The following is an 18,070-nucleotide window of genomic DNA, read 5'->3' on the forward strand; positions in this document are numbered from 1 at the left end:
CCGGGGCGGCGCCGCCCGCGCCCGCGCTCTCGGCGGCGGCGCCCCCGGCGGCGGTGCCGGCCCGCGGCGAGATCCCCGCGGCGGCGAGCGGGAACAGCATGGACAGCCCCGCCGCCGCCGCGGCCAGCGTGCGGACGCCGCGGCCCTCCCAGTCGTCCCCGTAGGCCGCGCGGGCGATGCTCTCGAGCTCGGCGACGAACTCCATGGCCCCGGCGTGCCGCTCCGCCGGGTTCTTCGCCAGCCCCCGGGCGACCAGCGGGCGCAGCGGGACGGGGAAGTCCTCCAACGGAACGGGTGCGGTGAGGTGCTGCCCGCGCAGCCCCACGACGCTGTCCGCGCCGAACGGACGCCGGCCCATGACGCACTCGTAGAAGACGCAGGTCGCCGCGTACACGTCGGCGGACGGGCCGGCCTCGCCCGCCTGCCACTGCTCCGGCGCCATGTACGACGGAGTGCCCGACCGCGACGCCGAACCTGCGGCCGACGCGATGCCGAAGTCGATGAGCTTGCTGCGCCCGTCCTCGGGCACCACCACGTTGGCGGGCTTGTAGTCCCGGTGGACGACGCCCACCGCGTGCGCCGCCGCCAGGCCGAGCAGCGACCCCTTCAGGACGGTCAGCGCCGCCTGCGGATCCAGCCGCCCGTGCTCGGCCAGGACCACCTTGAGCGAGACGCCGTCGACCGCCTCCATCACGAGGGCGGCGCCGTGCTCGCCCTCCACCAGCTGGTAGAGCCGGGCCACGTGCGGGCTCTCCACCCGGGCCAGCATCTCGGCCTCGCGCCGCAACGCCTCCAACGGGGCCGCGTCCGGCCCGACGACGACGTACTTCACCGCGACCGGGAACCCGGTCTGCTCGTGCCGCGCCAGAACGACGCGTCCCTGCGCCCCCGCCCCGAGTTCGCGCACCTCGCGAAAACCGGAGATCTTCCACTCGCCCACGTGCTCTCCTCGCCGCCCCGGCCGTGTTGATCATGTGACGCGACCGCCCGCGAGGATGTTCGGACGCGATCGTCTCCGCGCGGGCATCACATTTCGGGCCGCTGCTCCGTCATAGGGGAGAAGGCCGAGGTTCCGCACTGATCGAAGGGGTGGGTGTCCATGACCGCGCAGCACGAGGTCGACGAGGCCGGGATCCGCGGGCAGGTCGGCAAGATCGTCGAGGGGATCCGCGCCAAGGACCTGAAGGCCCTGGAGCGGCTCTACGCGGAGGACGTCGTGTCCTTCGACGTCGAACCGCCGCTCCAGCACGTCGGGATCGCCGCGAAGCTGAAGAACTGGACGAACGTGTTCACGTTCTTCGAGGAGGTGGACTACGAGGTCCGCGACCTGGCACTCACCGTGGGCGGGGACGTGGCCTTCGGGCACTGCTTCGGCCGGCTCAGCGGCACGCTGAAGAACGGAACGGCGACGAGCGGCATGTGGGTCCGGGCCACCTTCTGCTTCCGGAAGGCCGGCGACGACTGGCTGATCGCGCACGACCAGGTCTCCGTCCCCCTCGACATGGCGAGCGGCAAGGGCGTGACCGACCTCCACCCCTGAGACGCGTTGACCGGCCCCGACCCCGCCGGCCCCGGCCACCGCTGGGGCCGGTCCGTCTCGCGGGGACGTCGGCCTCGCCCGGTGTCTCACGGGACGGGCATCATTGCGGGCATGACGTTTCAAGCCAGCGGCAGCTTCGACATCGAGGCGTGGGACGCCGACAAGCCCTACGACGAGCAGGGCGGCAACCGGATGACCCGGGTCCACGTGGGCAAGACCTTCCACGGCGACCTCGTGGGGACGAGCTCCACCGAGCTGATCACGGTGGAGTCGCCGGCGGGGCCGGTCGCCTATGTCGGGATCGAGCACGTCCAGGGGATCCTGCACGGCCGGGAGGGGACGTTCGTCCTCCAGCACAGCGCGGGCAGCGAGGACGGGACGGCCGACACCCAGTGGCTGCGGTGGCTGATCGTCCCCACCTCGGGGACGGGGGAGCTCGCCGGGATCCGCGGCGTCGGCCAGATCTCCGTCACCGAGGACGGCGGGCACACCTGGGCGCTGGAGTACACGCTGGACTGAGCGCCGACCGGCGGCCGGTAATGTTCGGGTCATGCCCCCGGTCACCGGCGACGCCACGCGCGAGCGCATCATCGACGCGGCCGAAGTGTGCTTCGGCCGTTTCGGCGTGGCCAAGACCACGGTCGAGGACATCGCCGCCGCCGCGAAGCTGTCGCGGGCGACCGTGTACCGCAGCGTCACCGGCGGGCGGGACGAGCTGATCCTCGCCGTGGTGGTGCGCGACCTGCGGCGGTTCCTCGACCGGCTCGCCGAGCGGCTGCGCCGGGAGCGGTCGGTCTCCGAGGCGATCGTCGAGGGGACGCTGGACGCGCTGAACTACGTCCGCGAGGAGCCGGCGATCGCGCACTTCCTCGTCCCGGAGGCGGCGGGGCACATGCAGGCGGCGGTGGCGGGGGCGGCCGAGCACGTGCTCGCGCTGTGCTGCGAGTACGTGCGGCCCCATTTCGAGCAGGCGCAGCGCCAGCGGACGCTGCGCGCCGACATCGAGGTGGAGGGCACGGTCGAGTTCCTCTTCCGCATCATCACCTCGCTGATCGTGATGGACCGGGACCGGGACGCCGACGGGCTGCGCCGCTTCCTGCGCACCTACGTCGTGCCGGTTATCGCGGCGCCGGCATGACGACCTGGGACGGGACGCCGCGGAGACGGCGCGGCGAGAGGGGCCGGGAACGATGAATGGCACTGCGCGCGAGAGCCGGGGAGGCGCGGCGGTCCGGCCGAGCCCGGTGTTCCTCGCGGTCGTGGGGGCGACGATCCTGTGCGGCCTGATCGCCTGGCGCTACGGGACGATCCTGGACAGGCCCGGCCGGATCGCGGTGTTCGGGTTCGTGATCGCGGCGTGGGTGCTGTCGCTGTCCCTGCACGAGTTCGGGCACGCGTACATGGCGTTCCGCTCGGGCGACCGCAGCGTCGCCGACAAGGGCTACCTCACACTGAACCCGCTGAAGTACTCCGACGTGACGCTGAGCTTCCTCATCCCCGTCGTGTTCATCGTGCTCGGCGGCATCGGCCTGCCGGGCGGCGCCGTGTGGATCGACCGGCACGTGATCCAGGGCCGGCTGCGGCACAGCCTGATCTCGGCGGCGGGCCCGCTGTCGAACGCGCTGTTCGCCATCATGCTCGCGGTGATCTTCAAGAACTTCGCCGACGCCGACCACGCGCTGTTCTGGTCGGGGCTGGCGTTCCTGGCGTTCCTGCAGGTCACCGCCACGATCCTGAACCTGCTCCCGATCCCGGGGCTGGACGGCTTCGGGATCGTCGAGCCGTACCTGCCGCGCCGCCTGGCCGACCAGGCGAACGCCTACGGCGGCTACGCGTTCCTCGTCCTGATCGCGCTGCTGTGGCTGGGCCCGATCAACCAGGGCTTCTTCAACGTCATCTACTACCTCACCGACGCGATCGGCCTCGGCGAGTTCCCGTTCCGCGTCAACGGCTCGGTCGACCACTTCCCGATCGAGCTCGGGCACTACCTGTTCCAGTGGTGGAAGAGCTAGCCCGTCAGCCGGCGGACGATGCGGCGGAGCTGCTCGGTGTAGTGCTCCTGGAACTCGGGTGACTCGGGGTCCATCCCGAAGACGTGGCGGACGGCGAGCGGCTTGGTGACCGGCGCCGACACCAGCGCCATCACGGCGAACATGATCGCGGCCGGGTCCAGGTCGGCGGGCAGTTCCCCGGCGGCCTGGCGGCGTTCGATGTCGGACAGGTCCTCGCGGGGGCCGGGCGGGATGTCGTCCAGGTCCTCGGTGAGGGCGCGCCAGGCGTTCAGCCGCGTGCCGCGGGGGTCGTCCAGGACGTGCCGCAGGTACCGGACGACGATCTCGTCGAACGGGGCGGCGGGGTCGTTGAACTCGGCCTCGCGCTCCAGCCAGCGGTGGTGGAGCGCGCAGTACAGGCCGTCCTTGCCGCCGAAGTAGTAGTTGATCAGCTGCTTGTTGACGCCGGCGCGGTCGGCGATGTCCTGGACGCGGGCGCCGGCGTAGCCCTTGGCGGAGAACTCCTCCAGCGCGGCGTCCAGCAGCAGGCGCCGCGAGCGTTCGGCGTCGAGCGCGCGCTCCTCGGGGGCGGGGGCGCGGCGCGCCCGCCTCGTCGCCGGCCGCTTCGTCGGTTCCGTCACGTTCCCCATGGTAGCCGGGCTGCTGAGAAGTTCAACCATCCGACTGTTTGACAACTTCATCCATCTGGTTGAAGCTGGCCGCATGATCCTCGTAACCGGAGCGACCGGCAACGTCGGACGCCATCTCGTCGGCGAACTGCTCACCGCGGGCGCCGCCGTCCGCGCCCTGTCCCGGGACCCCGCCACCGCCGACCTGCCCAGCGAGGCGCAGGTCGCCCGCACGGACGAGATGCCGCTGGACGGCGTCACGTCGCTCTTCCTCAACCCGGCCGTGTTCTGGAACGGCCTCGGCGACGTGCTGGCCCGCGCGGTCGACCACGGCGTCCGGCGCGCGGTGATGCTCTCGTCGGCCGCCGCGCTGGACGACGACCCGTCCAACCAGCTGGCGGTGCACCACCTCGCGATCGAGCGGGCGATCGAGGAGACCGGGATGGAGTGGACGTTCCTGCGTCCTGGCGAGTTCGCCTCCAACGCGCTGGCGTGGCGGGAGGCGATCGCCGCGGGCGAGCCCGTCCGCGAGCCGTACGCGGCGGCGCGCAGCACGCCGATCCACGAGCGCGACATCGCGGCCGTCGCGGCGAAGGCCCTGCTCACCGACGCCCTGGTCGGCGCCAGGCCGGTGCTGAGCGGTCCCGAGCTGCTCTCGCATCCGGAGATGGTCGAGCTGATCGGGGAGGCCGCCGGCCGCCCGGCGCGGTTCGAGGAGATCTCCCCCGAGCTGGCGCGGGAGGAGATGCTCGGCCGCCCCTACATGCGCGAGGGCCTGGTGGACGTCCTGCTCCGCCTGCGCGCCCGCGCCGTCGACCGTCCGATGGAGCCGTCCGGCGAGGTCGAGCGGATCACCGGCCGTCCCGGCCGGACGTTCAAGGAGTGGGCCGCCGACCACGCCCACGACTTCCGCTGACCGCGTCCCGCGGGGCCGCGAGCCTCAGTGCTCGCGGCCCCGCCCGCGCTCGGCGCCGCGCTCGCCGAGAGACTCGATCTCGCGCGAAGCCCACTCGAACCAGTCGCGGCGCATCGCGGCGAACCGCTTGCCGTACTCGATGACCAGCCGCCCGTAGACGGACAGGTCGTCCTCACCCCAGTCGACGTTCTTCTCCAGGGCGGTCAGCTCGTCGAGGTACTCACCGACCCCCGCCGCGTGCCCGCGCATGTAGCGCTGGGCCTCCTCCGGCTCGACCATGCCGAGGAAGAAGACGCGCAGGAGCGACTCGTCCTTGCGGCTCCCCTTCGAGGGGACGTCCACCAGCCAGTGGCGCAGCTCCGCGCGCCCGGAATCGGTGATCCGGTACGCCCGGCGGCCGCGGGGCCCCTCCTCGGCGACCTCGATCAGCCCGGCGTCGGCGAGCTTGCCCAGCTCGCCGTAGAGCTGGCTCTGCCGGGCCGGCCAGACGTTCCCCAGCGAGATCTCGAACATCTTCAGCAGGTCGTAGCCGCTGGCGCCGTCCATCTCGGCGATGAGCCCGAGCACCGCATGTCGCAAACTCATGCCCCGTACCCTAACCCTTCACAGTTGACATGTCGAAATTGGAATGTCTATCTTCGACATGTCAAAGTTGGAATGTGAAGCCAGGAGCCCCGGCCATGTCGAAGTACTACGCCCGTACCTTCCTCCCCTGGATCCTGCTCGCGGTCGTCAGCGGCTTCGACGACCGCGCCGGGGCCGCCGCCGGGCTCGTCGCCGCGCTGGCCCTGCTCGGCCAGGACCTGCGCCGGGGCCGCCGCGCCGACTCGCTGATCCTGGAGATCTCGACCTCGGCGTTCATGGCCGCGCTCACCGCGCTCGCGTTCGCCGTCCCCGGCTCGCCGGCGCTGGACTACGGCGCCTCCCTGGCGATCGGGTGGCTGGCGCTCACCGCCTGGGCGACGCTGCTGTTCGGACGCCCCTTCACCGCGGGCGTCGCGCGCCGCCAGGTCACCGCCGAGATCGCCGCGACGGACGTGTTCCGGAGCGTCAACCGCGTGCTCACCTCCGTGTGGGCGGCGAGCTTCACCGTGCTGGCGGCCGCCCTCGGCTGCGTCCAGCACTGGACACCGGACGCGACGGCGCTGCTGGTCGCCGTGAAGGTCGCCGGTTTCACGGTCCCCGCCGTCTTCACCGCGCGGTACCCCGGGTTCGCGCGCAGGCGCCACCTCGACCGGGTCGGGCTACCGTGGGCGGAGGCGCCCGCCACGTCGCAGCCCGAGCCGTCCTCTCGCTGACCCCTCGCCGAGGAGCGGCCCGGAAAGGAGCACCGAGATGGGCGAGAACATCACCGAGCGCCCCGCCACCTGGCTGGACGGTCACCTGGCCCCCGTCCCCGACGAGACCGACGCCCGCGGCCTGGAGGTCACCGGCGCGCTGCCCCCCGAACTGACCGGCCGCTACCTGCGCAACGGGCCGAACCCCAAGCCCGGCGAGCCGAGCGGGCACTGGTTCACCGGCCACGGGATGATCCACGGCATCCGGCTGCGGGACGGCCGCGCCGAGTGGTACCGCAACCGGTGGGTGCGGACCGACGCCTACCTGAACGGGACGCCGTTCGTCCGCGACGACCTCACCTTCGACCGCCGCTCGGTGCAGGCCAACACCCACGTCGTCCCGTACGCGGGCCGGATCTGGGCGCTGGTGGAGGCCGGGTTCCCCTACGAGGTGACGCCCGAGCTGGAGACCGTCGGCGCCTGCGACTTCGGCGGGCGGCTCACCACCGCCATGACCGCGCACCCGAAGGAGGACCCGGTCACCGGCGACCTGCTGTTCTTCGGGTACGGGGCGTTCGCGCCCCACCTCACCTACCACCGGCTGACGCCGGACGGGACGCTCGCCGAGAGCCGCGAGGTCGAGGTGGCGGGCCCGACGATGATGCACGACTTCGCGATCACCGAGAACCACGTCGTCTGGCTCGACCTGCCGGTGGTGTTCGACGTCGACCTGGCGATGTCCGGGTCGACCGGCATGCCGTACGTCTGGGACGACGCCTACGGCGCCCGGCTCGGCGTGATGCGCCGGGACGGCACGGCCGAGGTCACCTGGTACGACATCGACCCCTGCTACGTCTTCCACGTCGGCAACGCCCACGAGGACGCCGCCGGACGGATCGTGGTGGACGGGGCGCGCTACCGGCCCGAGAACTTCGCCACCCTCTGGGAGGACATCGGCGGGACCGTCGACCCCGCCACCGGCGCGGCGCGCTCGCAGAAGGCGCACCTGCACCGCTGGGTCCTCGACCCCGCGACCCGCCGCGCCACCGAGGAGCCGCTCGACGACCGCGGCGTCGAGTTCCCCACGCACGACGACGCCCGCACCGGCAGGGAGCACCGCTACCTCTACACGGTGGGCGGCGAGTCGATCGTGAAGTACGACCTGCGCGGGCAGGGGACGTCCGCGCACGAGCTCGGCGACGAAGCGCACGTCGGCGAGGCGGTCTTCGTCCCGGCGGCGGGCGCCCGCGCGGAGGACGAGGGCTGGCTGCTGTCGATCGTCACCCGCGGCCAGGCGTCCGAGCTGCTGGTGCTGGACGCGGCGGATCTGGCGCCCGTCGCGAGCGTCCGGCTGCCGCGCCGCGTCCCGGCCGGATTCCACGGAAGCTGGATCCCCGACGCCCGACCCGGCACATAGGGTGGTTTACTAGCCGGTACTGCTGTGCAAGCAGTCACTTACCAGGCCCTCCCGGGAGGTTCCCCATGTCCGTGGCCACGGAGAACGCCGAGACCTTCGCGTCGCTGAACCCGGCCACCGGCGAGGTCGTCGCCGAGCACCCCGTCCAGGACGGCGCCGCCGTGGCCGCGGCGGTCGAGCGCGCCCGCGAAGCGGCCGGCTGGTGGCGCGCCCTCGGCTGGAAGGAGCGCCGGCTCCGGCTGCTGAACGTCAAGGGGTCGCTCACCCGCAACCTGAACCGGATGGCCGAGCTCATCCACCAGGAGACCGGCAAGCCGGTCCAGGACGCCCAGCTTGAGACGATCATGGCGATCACCCACCTGGACTGGGCGGCGCGCAACGCGCAGAAGGTCCTCGGGCCGCGCAACGTCTACCCCGGGCTCATGGCGATCAACCAGCGCTGCGTGCTGGAGTACCAGTCGCTCGGCGTCGTCGGGGTCATCGGGCCGTGGAACTACCCGATCTTCACCCCGATGGGCTCGATCGCCTACGCGCTCGCCGCCGGCAACGCCGTGGTGTTCAAGCCGTCCGAGTACACGCCGGGCGTCGGCGTGCTCCTCGCCGAGCTGTTCGCCGCGGTGATCCCCGAGCACCCCGTCCTGCAGACGGTCACCGGGCTCGGCGAGACGGGGGCGGCGCTCGCCTCCTCCCCGCACGTCGACAAGATCGCCTTCACGGGCTCGGCCCGCACCGCCAAGCGCGTCATGGCGGCCTGCGCCGAGAACCTGACCCCGATCGTCGCCGAGTGCGGCGGCAAGGACGCCTGCATCGTCGACACCGGCGCCGACCTCGACGCCGCCGCCGACGCCGCGCTGTGGGGCGCCATGTCGAACGCGGGCCAGACCTGCATCGGCGTCGAGCGGATCTACGTCGTGGACGAGGCCTACGACCGGTTCCTCGGCAAGCTGACCGAGAAGGCCCGCGACCTGCGTCCCGGCTTCGACCGCGAGGCCGCCTACGGCCCCATCACGATGCCGTCCCAGCTCGACGTCATCGAGCGCCACATCAAGGACGCGCTGGACAAGGGCGGCAAGGCGGTCGTCGGCGGCGCCGAGTCCGTCCGCAAGCCCTACGTCGAGCCGGTCGTGCTGACGAACGTCCCGGACGACTCGGCGGCCGTGTGCGAGGAGACGTTCGGCCCCACGATCACCGTCCACCGCGTGAAGGACATGGACGAGGCGGTCGAGAAGGCGAACAGGACCGGCTACGGCCTCGCCGGGACGATCTTCTCCGGCGACAAGTCCCGCGCGATGGACGCCGCCCGCCGGATGCGGTCGGGCATGACGTCCATCAACGCGTTCGCCGCCTTCGCCCAGGTCGCCGCCCTGCCGTTCGGCGGCGTCGGCGAGTCCGGCTTCGGCCGCATCCACGGCGCCGACGGCCTGCGCGAGTTCGCCCGCCCGAAGGCCATCACCCGCCAGCGGTTCGCGACCATGAACCTCACCACGTTCGCCCGCACCGAGAAGGAGATGGCGCGCGTCCTCGGCATGATCAACATGATCCACGGCCGCCGCTACAAGCGCTGACCCGGCACCGCCCCCGCCGGTCCCCGGCGGGGGCGCCGCCTAGACTCGGAGCATGAACGACCCCGCGCGGAGCCGCCTGGAGGTGGCCCTGGGCGCGCCGCCCCCGCCCCCGCCCGGTTTCCGGCCGTTCACCGACGCCGACGTCCCGGCCCTGGCCGCCCTGATGTGGGACGCCTACCGCGGCACTCCCGACGAGGCCGACGTGGGGAACGTCCAGGGCGCCGTCCGCGAGATCCACCTCACCATGGCCGGCGAGTACGGCACGTTCCTTCCCGAGGCGTCCTTCGTGGCCGACCATGAGGGCCGCCCGGTGGGAGGGGCTCTCGTCACCCTCTACAGAGCCGTCCCCTTGCTCGCGTTCCTCTTCACCGCCCCGGCCCACGCGGGCCGCGGCCTGGGTCAGGGGCTCGTCCAGGCCGTCATGCACGCCCTGGCCGGGCAGGGCCACGACACCCTCGCCCTGGCCGTGACCCGCCGCAACCGCCGCGCCCGCCGCCTCTACGACCGCCTGGGCTTCATCGAGACCGCCTGACCCAGAGGCGGCGCTCAGTCGGCCACGAGGCGCGAGCCCCAGCCGCCGGGGGCGTACTCGCGCTGGCGGCGGACGACGTAGCGGCCCGGCGCGCAGCCGGACGCGCCGTGCTCGGGGTGCAGCAGGTAGACGGTCGCGGACGCCTCGAAGACGCCGATCGCCAGGCCGCCGGGCTCCGACACCTGCGTCGTCCAGCGGCAGGTGCCGGGGTCGGCGACCAGCGTGTGCGGGTTGCCGCCCGCCACGCCCCGCAGCAGCTCGACGCCCTCGGGCGGCACGTCCGTCCACGTGGCGTTCTGCCAGGCCGACAGGCCCGAGGTCTCGGCCATGGGGACGACGATCAGATCGCCCTGCGCCTGGATCCCGTCGACGACGGGGATGCTCACCGACCGGTCGAGATGGTCGAGGACGGCGAGCCCGGTCTGCTGGGAGAGGGAGTCGAGAGTCACGCTTTCGAAGACCAAAGAGATCACCTTTCAGGTTCGGCGGACGAGTCGTGCGTACTGGCCGGCGGACAGCCCGTAGGTCCATCCGGCGGCGGCGAGCGGGTCGTCGAAGACGCCCGGGACGGCCAGCCCGTACCGGCGGCGGCTCCCGTCGCGCTCGACGGAGCCGTTGACGGCGAGCAGCACCCTGGCCTTCTCGCTCGGGTCGTCGGCCCCGAGGTCGTAGAGCCGCAGCTCCGAGCCGGGGTTGCCGGGATCCGGCGCGGCCGCGACGAGCCGCAGCCCGGCCCGGTCGATGTACTCGCCCCAGCCGATGTTCTCGACCGCGCACCGCCGGACCTCGATGTTGGCCTCCCGCGCGATCCGCTCGACGCTCGGATCCTCCGCCACCCAGGCCGGCACCCTCGTGCCGTGCCAGGCGTGCACGTCCCAGCCGTCGGCGTACCGGAGGGCGGGACCGTCCGAGCGGTGCAGGCGCACCTCGCCCTCGTCGCCCCAGACCTCCGTATGGATCTCGACGGGCCGCTCGGAGACGACGCAGACGTCCTCGCGCGGCCACCACCAGCCGCACGACCGGGCCGGCGTCGCCCACAGGTCGATCAGCCGGTTCTGTTCGGGCGTGAAGACCACACCGGAGGTCCGGCGGACCGCGTCATAGTTCGCGCTCCAGGAGGCGCACAGGGCCCCGTGCCAGGCGGTGCCCCTCTCGACCCTCTCGTGCGGGGACCGGAGCGCCATCCGGACCGTGTTCCTGGCCGAGCCGACGATCGGCATCCTCACCAGCTGCGACAGCATCGGGCCCAGCGACCGGGAGTTCCGCAGGACCTGAGCCTCCAGCTGCACGGACAACCCGCCGATCAGACGGCGGAAGCGTGCCGGAAGAGGCCATTCGGAAAGCCGGTCCGCGCTCTCGGGGGCCCGCGGCCGGACGCCGGGTGGGACGGTCTCCAGGGCCGCCAGCGGCGACGGGACCCAGTGGAAACGGGGTGGATCGAGACCGATCAGCCGGTACAGCTCGGATATGGCCGCCTCGGCGGCCGGACGGTCGGCGGGCGCGGTGGAGAGCAGATGCCCGAGCCACTCCGCGCGGACGGCGGCAGCTTCCCGCTGCGCGTCGCCGCTCACCGGACGAGGGCGGCAGCGCCCCTTTCATTGATCATGCGCAGGATGGTGACACATCGCGCTCCGCCTGTCCATACCCGGGCCGCCCGGACGCGGCTGAGCGTCCTACGCGGTCCTGCCGGCGGGACGGCCGGGTCTAAGGCGTCCTAGGCATGCCTAGATAAGGCGTCGTCCCGATGCTCAGGGTGGGGCCTTAGGACGAACCTTGTACATGTCGGGCCGAGAGGGCCCGGCGGGAAACAAGGAGAAGCGGATGTTCAGCCAGGAGTTCATGAAGGTCGTCATCGAGGACCGCGTACGAGTGCTGCGGGCGGAGGGGAAGAACAGCCGCCGCGCCCGTATCGTGAAGGCGCTCAAGCGGTGAGCCCCGCAGCCTGCGTCCCAGCGGCCACGCCCCCGTCGTCTCCGACGGGGGCGTTCCTCATTTCCGGGCGCCCGCGGGCGCGAGGGGGGCGCGGCCCCGGATCAGGTCGGCGGCGCGTTCGGCGATCGCGATGGTCGGGGCGTTGGTGTTGCCCCGCGGGACGGCCGGCATGACCGAGGCGTCGACCACGCGCAGGCCCTCGACGCCCCGGACGCGCAGTTCGGTGTCGCAGACGGAGTCGTCCGCGCCCATCGCGCAGGTGCTGGTCGGGTGGAACAGCGTCGCGGCCTCGCGGCGGACGAAGTCGGCGATGGCCTCGTCGGAGTCGACCTGCTCGCCGGGGGCCCACTCGCCACCGATCAGGGAGGCCAGCGGCCCGGTGGAGGCGATCTCGCGGGCCTGCCGGACGCCGGCGACCAGGATGTCCAGGTCGGCCTTGTCGGCGAGGTAGGCGGGATCGATCAGCGGCTTGGCGTGGGGGCTTGCGGAGCGGAGGGTCAGCGCGCCGCGGCTCGCGATCGCCACCGCGGTGACCATGACCGACAGCAGGCGCTCGGAGGAGTCGGTGAGGCCCTGGTTGACGAACGGGGTCGGCAGGACGTGGTACTGCAGGTCGGGGGCGGGCAGGCCCTCCACCGTCCGGGCGAACCCCCCGGCCTCGGCGACGTTCGAGGCGTAGGGGCCGCGCGCCAGGGCCTGATAGAGGGCGAAGGAGCGGGCGTTCGCCAGTTCCCAGAGGGGCTTGGTGCGGGGCGTGGCGAACATGACGTTCACGAACGGGTGGTCCTGGAGCCGCTGCCCCACCGGGGAGTCGACCAGGACGTCGATGCCGAGGGAGCGCAGGTGGTCGGCGGGGCCGACGCCCGAGAGCATGAGGAGCTGCGGGCTGTTCACCGCGCCGCCCGACAGGATCACCTCGGCCTCGGCGCGGGCCGACATCGTCTCGCCGCGCGCCTCGTAGCGGACGCCGACGGCGCGGCCGTCCTCGATCACCACGCGGGTGGCGAGGGCGTCGGTGACGACCGTGAGGTTCGGGCGGTGCTCGATCGGGTGCAGGTAGCCGGCGGCGGTCGACCAGCGGCGGCCGCGCTTGTGGGTGACCTGGTAGAAGCCGACGCCGTCCTGGTCGGCGCCGTTGAAGTCGTGGTTGGCGGCGAGGCCGTACGCCTTGGCCGACTGCACCCACGCCCGGGTCAGGGGGTGCCGGTAGCGCAGGTCCTCGACGCGCAGCGGGCCGCCGACGCCGTGGTAGGGCAGCTCGCCGCGCTGCTGGTCCTCGGCGCGGACGAAGTAGGGCAGCAGGTCCTCGTAGCCCCAGCCCTCGCAGCCGTAGGAGTCGCGCCAGGTGTCGTAGTCGTGCCGGGCCCCGCGGATGTAGATCATCGCGTTGGTGGACGAGCTGCCGCCGAGCGTGCGCCCGCGCGGCCAGTACACGCTGCGCCCGGCCGCGTGCTCCTGCGGGACGGTCGCGTAGTCCCAGTCGTACGGGCCCTTGATCAGCGCGGCCACCGCGGCCGGGATGTGGATCTCGGGGGCGTCGTCGGGCGGGCCCGCCTCCAGCAGCAGGACCTTCACGGAGGGGTCCTCGGTCAGTCGGGCGGCCAGGACGCAGCCCGCACTGCCCGCTCCCACGATGATGTAGTCGTACACGGCGGCCTCCGGGGTCTTTCCGAAACCCTACCGAACGGGCTTCTGCCAGCGGCAGGGCTAGGCTGCCCCCATGGCGAAGAACAGGGACAATCCCGTCGTGCTCTCCCGGATCTACACCCGCACGGGAGACGACGGCACCACCGCGCTGGGGGACGCGTCCCGCACGTCCAAGACCGATCCGCGCCTCGCCGCGTACGCCGACGTCGAGGAGGCCAACGCCGCGATCGGCACGGCGATCGCGCTCGGATCCCTGCCCGAGGGGCTGGTCGCGCTGCTGACCCGCGTCCAGAACGACCTGTTCGACGTGGGCGCCGACCTGTGCGCGCCCGTCGTCCCCGACCCGCAGTACCCGCCGCTGCGCATCGAGCCGTCCTACGTCGAGCGGCTGGAGGAGGCCTGCGACGAGTACAACGCCGACCTTCCGACGCTGCGCAGCTTCATCCTCCCCGGCGGGACGCCCGGCGCCGCGCTCCTGCACGTCGCGCGGACGGTGACGCGCCGGGCCGAGCGGTCCGCCTGGGCCGCGATCGAGGCCCACGGCGACGCCGGCGACACGCCCGAGGGCGGCGTGAACGCGCTGACGGCCAAGTACCTCAACCGGCTGTCGGACCTGCTGTTCATCCTCTGCCGCGTCGCCAACGCCGAGACCGGCGACGTCCTGTGGAAGCCCGGTGGCGAGCGCTGAGGCGTCACGGGGGTGGGGCTAACCCCACCCCCGGTTGACCGGCTCCCCTCCTGGCGGGCGCCGCCGCGCCTGGAGCAGGCTTGCCCTTGACGGGCCGTACGCCGACGACGGGGAGAGACCACGTGAGGACTCTGACAGCCACGGCCGCCGCGGCCGCCACGGCGCTGACCGCGGCGGCGCTGACGGGCTGCGGCAACGTGAGCGTCGGCCGGCACCAGCAGGACCACTCCTACTCCGCGCCCGCGGGCACCACCGGGTTGAGGATCACGGCGCACGGTGGGCGGGTCGAGGTCACCGCGTCCGACTCCCCCGGCATCAGGATCACCGAGCGGCTGCGCTGGTCCAACGACAAGAACAGGCCGAAGGCACGGCACGTCTCCGAGGGCTCCACGCTCGCCCTGTCGTCCTCGTGCGGCCGGAACGTGATGGGGTTCTCCGCGTGCGGGGTCTCCTACCGCGTCCAGGTCCCGCGCAGCACGCCCGTGCAGGTCGACAGCGGGGACGGGGCGATCGAGGTGTCCGGCCTCGCCGGGACGGTGCGGCTGCGCAGCGCCAGCGGCGCGATCAGGGCGACGGACCTGCGGGCCGCGACGGTGTCGATCAGCGCCGACGACGGGGCGGTGCGCGTGACGGGCCGCGTGGCCACCGCCGACCTGCGCAGCGGCAGCGGCGCCGTCACGGCCGGGAACCTCACCGCCGACCGGCTGAAGGCCCGCGCGTCCGACGGCCGGATGGAGGTGAGCGGGCGCGTCCGCGTCGCCGACCTCCGCACCGGCAGCGGCTCGATCACCCTGGACGGGCTCGCCGCCGACCGGATCACCGCCCGGAGCGACGACGGCGGGATCACGATGCGGCTGGACTCGCCGCCCGCCGACGTCCGGGCCGTCGCCGGGAGCGGCCCGATCCGGCTGCGCCTGCCGGGCGAGGAGGGCTACGCCATCTCGCTGTCCGCCCAGGGGGCCAGGCGGATCGACCCGGGCGTCCGCCAGGATTCGCGGTCCGCGCGGCGCCTCGACCTGCGCACGCGCGACGGCGACATCGCCGTGACGCCAAACTAGGGCATCACCGTCATACCGGACTAACGGTCACGCCGAACTTGACTCGGTCCACGGTCTCCGGACGGTCATCCATGGCGCTCGCAGCCAGTAGCCCGATGGAGACGCATCATGACCGACTCACCCGACGGCCTCGCCGAGGACCTCGCCGACCTGCGCGCGGTCGTCGAGATCCATGGTCACGGTCTCGCCAGGCACGCGGAGGTCATCAAGGGACTCCGCGATCGGCTCGCCTCGCCCACGTCGATCGACGCCGAGGACCCCGCCGCCCGGCCCGAGGACGAAGGCCCGGTCGTGCCGACCTTCCTCCTGTACCTGGACGGCCCAGAGCACACCCTCGAACTCGAGACCATGGCCACCTGGGTCAACGTCCTCCTGGTCCCCGTCTACGTCACCCAGGTGAGCCCGCTCCGGCCGTGGTGCTCGCGCTGGTGGGAGCATCCCGAGGCGCTCGCCCGCCTCCACGCCCTCTGGATGGCCTGGCAGGGGCTCACCGACGCGCCGGCATGCGGGCACACCGGCCCGAGCACCTGGCACCGCGACCATCTCGACCCCACGCTCGCACGCCTCCGCGCCCCCGACGGCCCCTTCGCGGGGTGCATGACCGATCCCGAGCGGCCCGTCCACAACGCGGGCCCCGCCACCCCGGTCGAAGACTTCGGGTTCCCTTCGGTGTGACGCCGGGCCGGCCGGGCCCGCCCGCCCTCAACGCAGCAGGTACGGGCCCTGCCACAGCGGGGCGTAGGACGGGTCCACGGCCGCCGGGCCGAAGCGGGCGCCGCCGTTCACCGCGACCGTCGTCCGGGCCAGGTGCTGCAGCACGTGCGCGATCCCGTCGGCGTTGCTGTCGAGCATCCTGAGGTTGACGTTCTTCAGGCGGTCGCACCTCGCGTGATAGCACGGGTCGTACGCCTTGCCCGCCCTGCCGCCGAACACCTTGGCCTCGGCGGCGGTCTTCACCCCTTCGGCGCCGGTGTCCATCCCGCCCGCCGGGATGCCCCGCTCGACGAACGGCCCGTAGTCGGAACGCCCGTCGAACCGGCTCTCCGTGACCGGCAGGCGGCGGCCCTGGAAGTACTGCCGGAACATCCGCTCGATCGCCCCCGACCCGGCGGGCGCCCGCGTGCCCGCGCCGGTCGAGTGGTCGCCGTCGTAGACGCCCCGGGTGCCGTTCGGCGAACCGAGCATGTCGAAGTTCAGGTTCAGCGCGATCCGCGCCCGCTGCGACACGGGCAGCGACCGCAGGTACTGCTCCGACCCCTGCAGGCCCTCCTCCTCGGCCCCCCACCAGGCGAACCGCACCCGGTTGCGCAGGCCGTCCCGGCCGAGCTGCTTGATCTTGGCGGCGACGGCGAGCAGGACGGCCGCGCCGGTGCCGTTGTCGTTGATCCCCGGGCCCGCCGGGACGCTGTCCAGATGCGCGCCGGCGACCACGACGTTGTCGGCCCGCCCCTGCGGGGTGTCGGCGATGACGTTGGCCGACGCCCGCCTCCCGTGCACGGCGTCGGTCCTGACCCGCAGCTTCAGGCCGCCCTTCCGCGCGGCCTTCACCAGCGCGGCGCCCACCGCGTGCGTCGGCCCGACGACCGGGACCGCGGCCGGCCGCGACAGCGTCCCGTTCAGCGGCCCCCGCTCCCCCGGCTTGTTGAAGATCACCACGGCGGACGCTCCGGCCGCCCGCGCGTTGGCGGCCTTGGCCGCGAACGTGCAGGTCCCCCGCTGGACGAGCGCGATCGAGCCCTTCGCGAAACCCTTGAAGTCGCCGGCCTCGCAGCCGCTCGTCCCCTCACCCTTGGACGGGACGTCCACCGCCGCCGCCGGCGCCGTCACATCGCCCGAACCCGAGTACGCGAGGGTGAGGAAGTCGGCCTCCCGCCTGTAGGACGCCTTGGACGGCGCCGTCCGCGCGAACGCCGCGGGCGTCCGCTCCCGCCAGTACGGATAGGTGAACTTCTGCACCCTCGGCGCGAACCCGTACTTCTTCAGCCGCCCGGTGACGTACCGCACGGACACGTCGTAGCCGGCCCTCCCCGCCGCGCGGTCGCCGCCGTTGTAGTCGGCGATCTCCTGGAACGCGGCCAGGTGGGGCCTGATGTCCCCCAGCGTGACCAGCGCGGCGAGATCGGGACGCGCCGGCGCGGCCCCGGCCGTCGGCAGGGCGGCGGGCAGGAACAGGGCGGGCAGCGCCACGGCCGTGCCGAACGCGAGCCTGCGGACGGCGGGATGCCTGCGGCCGGTGAGGAGCATGCGCACGTGCACTCCAGCGGACGGAGAAGGGAGCGGACCAGCGCGATCCTCACCCCGCGCCCCGGCCGCCTCAAGCAGCGGCGGCACGGCCAGGCCGATTCGATACCGGAGTCTTACCAGCTCATGCCCGGCCCGCCCCAGATCGTGCCCGCCCGTCCCCTCATTCGGAGGAGTGCAGGTCGACCGGGAAGCCCGGCGGAGCCGCCTCCAGCCAGGCCAGGAACCCGGTGAGGGCCGCAGCGCCCATCGCCAGCTCCACCACGAGGTCGCCGTCCCTGACCTCGATGACGCTCACGTCCGGCAGCAGGCCCTCGGCCTCCTCCCGGTCCGGGACGCGCCGGTTGGACACGACGAGGCCCCGGCGGTGGATCACCTGCCGGGGCCTTCTGCGGAAACCGAACACGCGGTGCCAGTGCAGGACATCGCCCTTGTAGCGGCCGATGCCGAGCCTCCACACTCCGGGGGCTCCGCCCTCCCGGGGCAGTTCGCGCAGGCTGCACTCCACGGTGCCGCCGCCGCGCGTGAACAGCCAGCGGCGCACCGCCATGGAGGCGAACAGCAGCGCCGCCCCCAGGACGAGCACGGCGAGCACCCCGCCGACGTCCAGTGCCAGGTGCTCGCCCAAGTCCCCCGC

The 18,070-nt window shown here is 73.0% G+C and carries 20 protein-coding genes; 12 read left to right on the forward strand and 8 right to left on the reverse strand.

Going from position 1 to position 18,070, the window contains the following annotated elements; all coding sequences use genetic code 11:
• Positions 1-940 (reverse strand): serine/threonine-protein kinase (locus ABD944_RS29965; RefSeq protein ID WP_345182552.1); only part of this gene is annotated, 940 nt, incomplete at its 3' end.
• Between the two features lie 159 nt (positions 941-1,099).
• Here ABD944_RS29965 and ABD944_RS29970 point away from each other — a divergent pair.
• The 4 genes from ABD944_RS29970 (at position 1,100) to ABD944_RS29985 (ending at position 3,552) form a co-directional block, all read left to right on the forward strand.
• Positions 1,100-1,540, forward strand: a complete 441-nt coding sequence (locus ABD944_RS29970) for a YybH family protein (protein ID WP_345182554.1) — start codon at positions 1,100-1,102, stop codon at positions 1,538-1,540.
• Positions 1,541-1,651: 111 nt separating this feature from the next.
• Positions 1,652-2,059: a DUF3224 domain-containing protein gene (locus ABD944_RS29975; protein WP_345182556.1), complete on the forward strand. Its 408-nt coding sequence runs from the start codon at positions 1,652-1,654 to the stop codon at positions 2,057-2,059.
• 31 nt (positions 2,060-2,090) lie between these two features.
• On the forward strand, positions 2,091-2,678 hold the full coding sequence (locus ABD944_RS29980) for a TetR/AcrR family transcriptional regulator (RefSeq protein WP_345182558.1): 588 nt from the start codon (positions 2,091-2,093) through the stop codon (positions 2,676-2,678).
• 52 nt (positions 2,679-2,730) lie between these two features.
• A complete protein-coding gene (locus ABD944_RS29985; RefSeq protein WP_345182561.1) occupies positions 2,731-3,552 on the forward strand; it encodes a site-2 protease family protein in 822 nt (273 codons plus the stop codon).
• On the opposite strand, the gene ABD944_RS29990 is transcribed toward ABD944_RS29985, so the two are convergent.
• Positions 3,549-4,172, reverse strand: coding sequence for a TetR/AcrR family transcriptional regulator (locus ABD944_RS29990; RefSeq protein WP_345182563.1), 624 nt, complete (start codon positions 4,170-4,172; stop codon positions 3,549-3,551). The two genes, ABD944_RS29985 and ABD944_RS29990, sit on opposite strands and share 4 nt — an antisense overlap.
• An 82-nt stretch (positions 4,173-4,254) precedes the next feature.
• On the opposite strand from ABD944_RS29990, the gene ABD944_RS29995 reads away from it, so the two are divergent.
• Positions 4,255-5,076: an SDR family oxidoreductase gene (locus tag ABD944_RS29995; RefSeq protein ID WP_345182565.1), complete on the forward strand. Its 822-nt coding sequence runs from the start codon at positions 4,255-4,257 to the stop codon at positions 5,074-5,076.
• A 24-nt stretch (positions 5,077-5,100) separates the two neighbouring features.
• Here ABD944_RS29995 and ABD944_RS30000 read toward each other — a convergent pair whose 3' ends face one another.
• Positions 5,101-5,661 carry a PadR family transcriptional regulator gene (locus tag ABD944_RS30000; RefSeq protein WP_345182567.1) on the reverse strand — a complete coding sequence of 187 codons (561 nt, stop codon included), beginning with the start codon at positions 5,659-5,661 and terminating at the stop codon, positions 5,101-5,103.
• Positions 5,662-5,756: 95 nt separating this feature from the next.
• On the opposite strand from ABD944_RS30000, the gene ABD944_RS30005 reads away from it, so the two are divergent.
• From ABD944_RS30005 to ABD944_RS30020, 4 genes are all read left to right on the forward strand, one after another.
• A complete protein-coding gene (locus ABD944_RS30005; protein WP_345182569.1) occupies positions 5,757-6,374 on the forward strand; it encodes a hypothetical protein in 618 nt (205 codons plus the stop codon).
• A gap of 37 nt (positions 6,375-6,411) precedes the next feature.
• Positions 6,412-7,770: a carotenoid oxygenase family protein gene (locus ABD944_RS30010; protein ID WP_345182571.1), complete on the forward strand. Its 1,359-nt coding sequence runs from the start codon at positions 6,412-6,414 to the stop codon at positions 7,768-7,770.
• Between the two features lie 65 nt (positions 7,771-7,835).
• Positions 7,836-9,335, forward strand: a complete 1,500-nt coding sequence (locus ABD944_RS30015) for an aldehyde dehydrogenase family protein (RefSeq protein ID WP_345182573.1) — start codon at positions 7,836-7,838, stop codon at positions 9,333-9,335.
• Between the two features lie 52 nt (positions 9,336-9,387).
• Entirely contained in the window at positions 9,388-9,867 is a 480-nt protein-coding gene (locus tag ABD944_RS30020; RefSeq protein WP_345182575.1) for a GNAT family N-acetyltransferase, read from the forward strand.
• A 14-nt stretch (positions 9,868-9,881) separates the two neighbouring features.
• Here the strand turns inward: ABD944_RS30020 and ABD944_RS30025 are convergent, their stop codons facing one another.
• The 3 genes from ABD944_RS30025 to ABD944_RS30035 all read right to left on the reverse strand — a co-directional run bounded on the left by ABD944_RS30025 (position 9,882) and on the right by ABD944_RS30035 (position 13,449).
• Entirely contained in the window at positions 9,882-10,316 is a 435-nt protein-coding gene (locus ABD944_RS30025) for a hypothetical protein (RefSeq protein ID WP_345182577.1), read from the reverse strand.
• A gap of 27 nt (positions 10,317-10,343) precedes the next feature.
• Positions 10,344-11,438 carry a DUF6745 domain-containing protein gene (locus ABD944_RS30030; protein ID WP_345182579.1) on the reverse strand — a complete coding sequence of 365 codons (1,095 nt, stop codon included), beginning with the start codon at positions 11,436-11,438 and terminating at the stop codon, positions 10,344-10,346.
• Positions 11,439-11,856: 418 nt separating this feature from the next.
• Positions 11,857-13,449 (reverse strand): GMC family oxidoreductase, encoded by a 1,593-nt coding sequence (locus ABD944_RS30035; RefSeq protein ID WP_345182581.1) that lies wholly within the window; start codon positions 13,447-13,449, stop codon positions 11,857-11,859.
• A gap of 70 nt (positions 13,450-13,519) precedes the next feature.
• On the opposite strand from ABD944_RS30035, the gene ABD944_RS30040 reads away from it, so the two are divergent.
• The 3 genes from ABD944_RS30040 to ABD944_RS30050 all read left to right on the forward strand — a co-directional run bounded on the left by ABD944_RS30040 (position 13,520) and on the right by ABD944_RS30050 (position 15,867).
• On the forward strand, positions 13,520-14,134 hold the full coding sequence (locus ABD944_RS30040; protein ID WP_345182583.1) for a cob(I)yrinic acid a,c-diamide adenosyltransferase: 615 nt from the start codon (positions 13,520-13,522) through the stop codon (positions 14,132-14,134).
• A gap of 122 nt (positions 14,135-14,256) precedes the next feature.
• Positions 14,257-15,192, forward strand: a complete 936-nt coding sequence (locus ABD944_RS30045) for a DUF4097 family beta strand repeat-containing protein (protein WP_345182585.1) — start codon at positions 14,257-14,259, stop codon at positions 15,190-15,192.
• Between the two features lie 108 nt (positions 15,193-15,300).
• Positions 15,301-15,867 carry a DUF4913 domain-containing protein gene (locus ABD944_RS30050; protein ID WP_345182587.1) on the forward strand — a complete coding sequence of 189 codons (567 nt, stop codon included), beginning with the start codon at positions 15,301-15,303 and terminating at the stop codon, positions 15,865-15,867.
• A 27-nt stretch (positions 15,868-15,894) separates the two neighbouring features.
• Here ABD944_RS30050 and ABD944_RS30055 read toward each other — a convergent pair whose 3' ends face one another.
• On the reverse strand, positions 15,895-17,436 hold the full coding sequence (locus ABD944_RS30055) for a M28 family peptidase (RefSeq protein WP_345182682.1): 1,542 nt from the start codon (positions 17,434-17,436) through the stop codon (positions 15,895-15,897).
• A gap of 160 nt (positions 17,437-17,596) precedes the next feature.
• Complete coding sequence (locus ABD944_RS30060; protein ID WP_345182589.1) at positions 17,597-18,061, reverse strand: DUF2550 domain-containing protein; 465 nt, start codon at positions 18,059-18,061, stop codon at positions 17,597-17,599.
• Between the last annotated feature and the right edge of the window lie 9 nt (positions 18,062-18,070).

The sequence above is a fragment of the Actinomadura verrucosospora genome (genome assembly GCF_039540335.1).
In the GTDB taxonomy this organism is placed as follows: Bacteria; Actinomycetota; Actinomycetes; order Streptosporangiales; family Streptosporangiaceae; genus Spirillospora; species Spirillospora verrucosospora.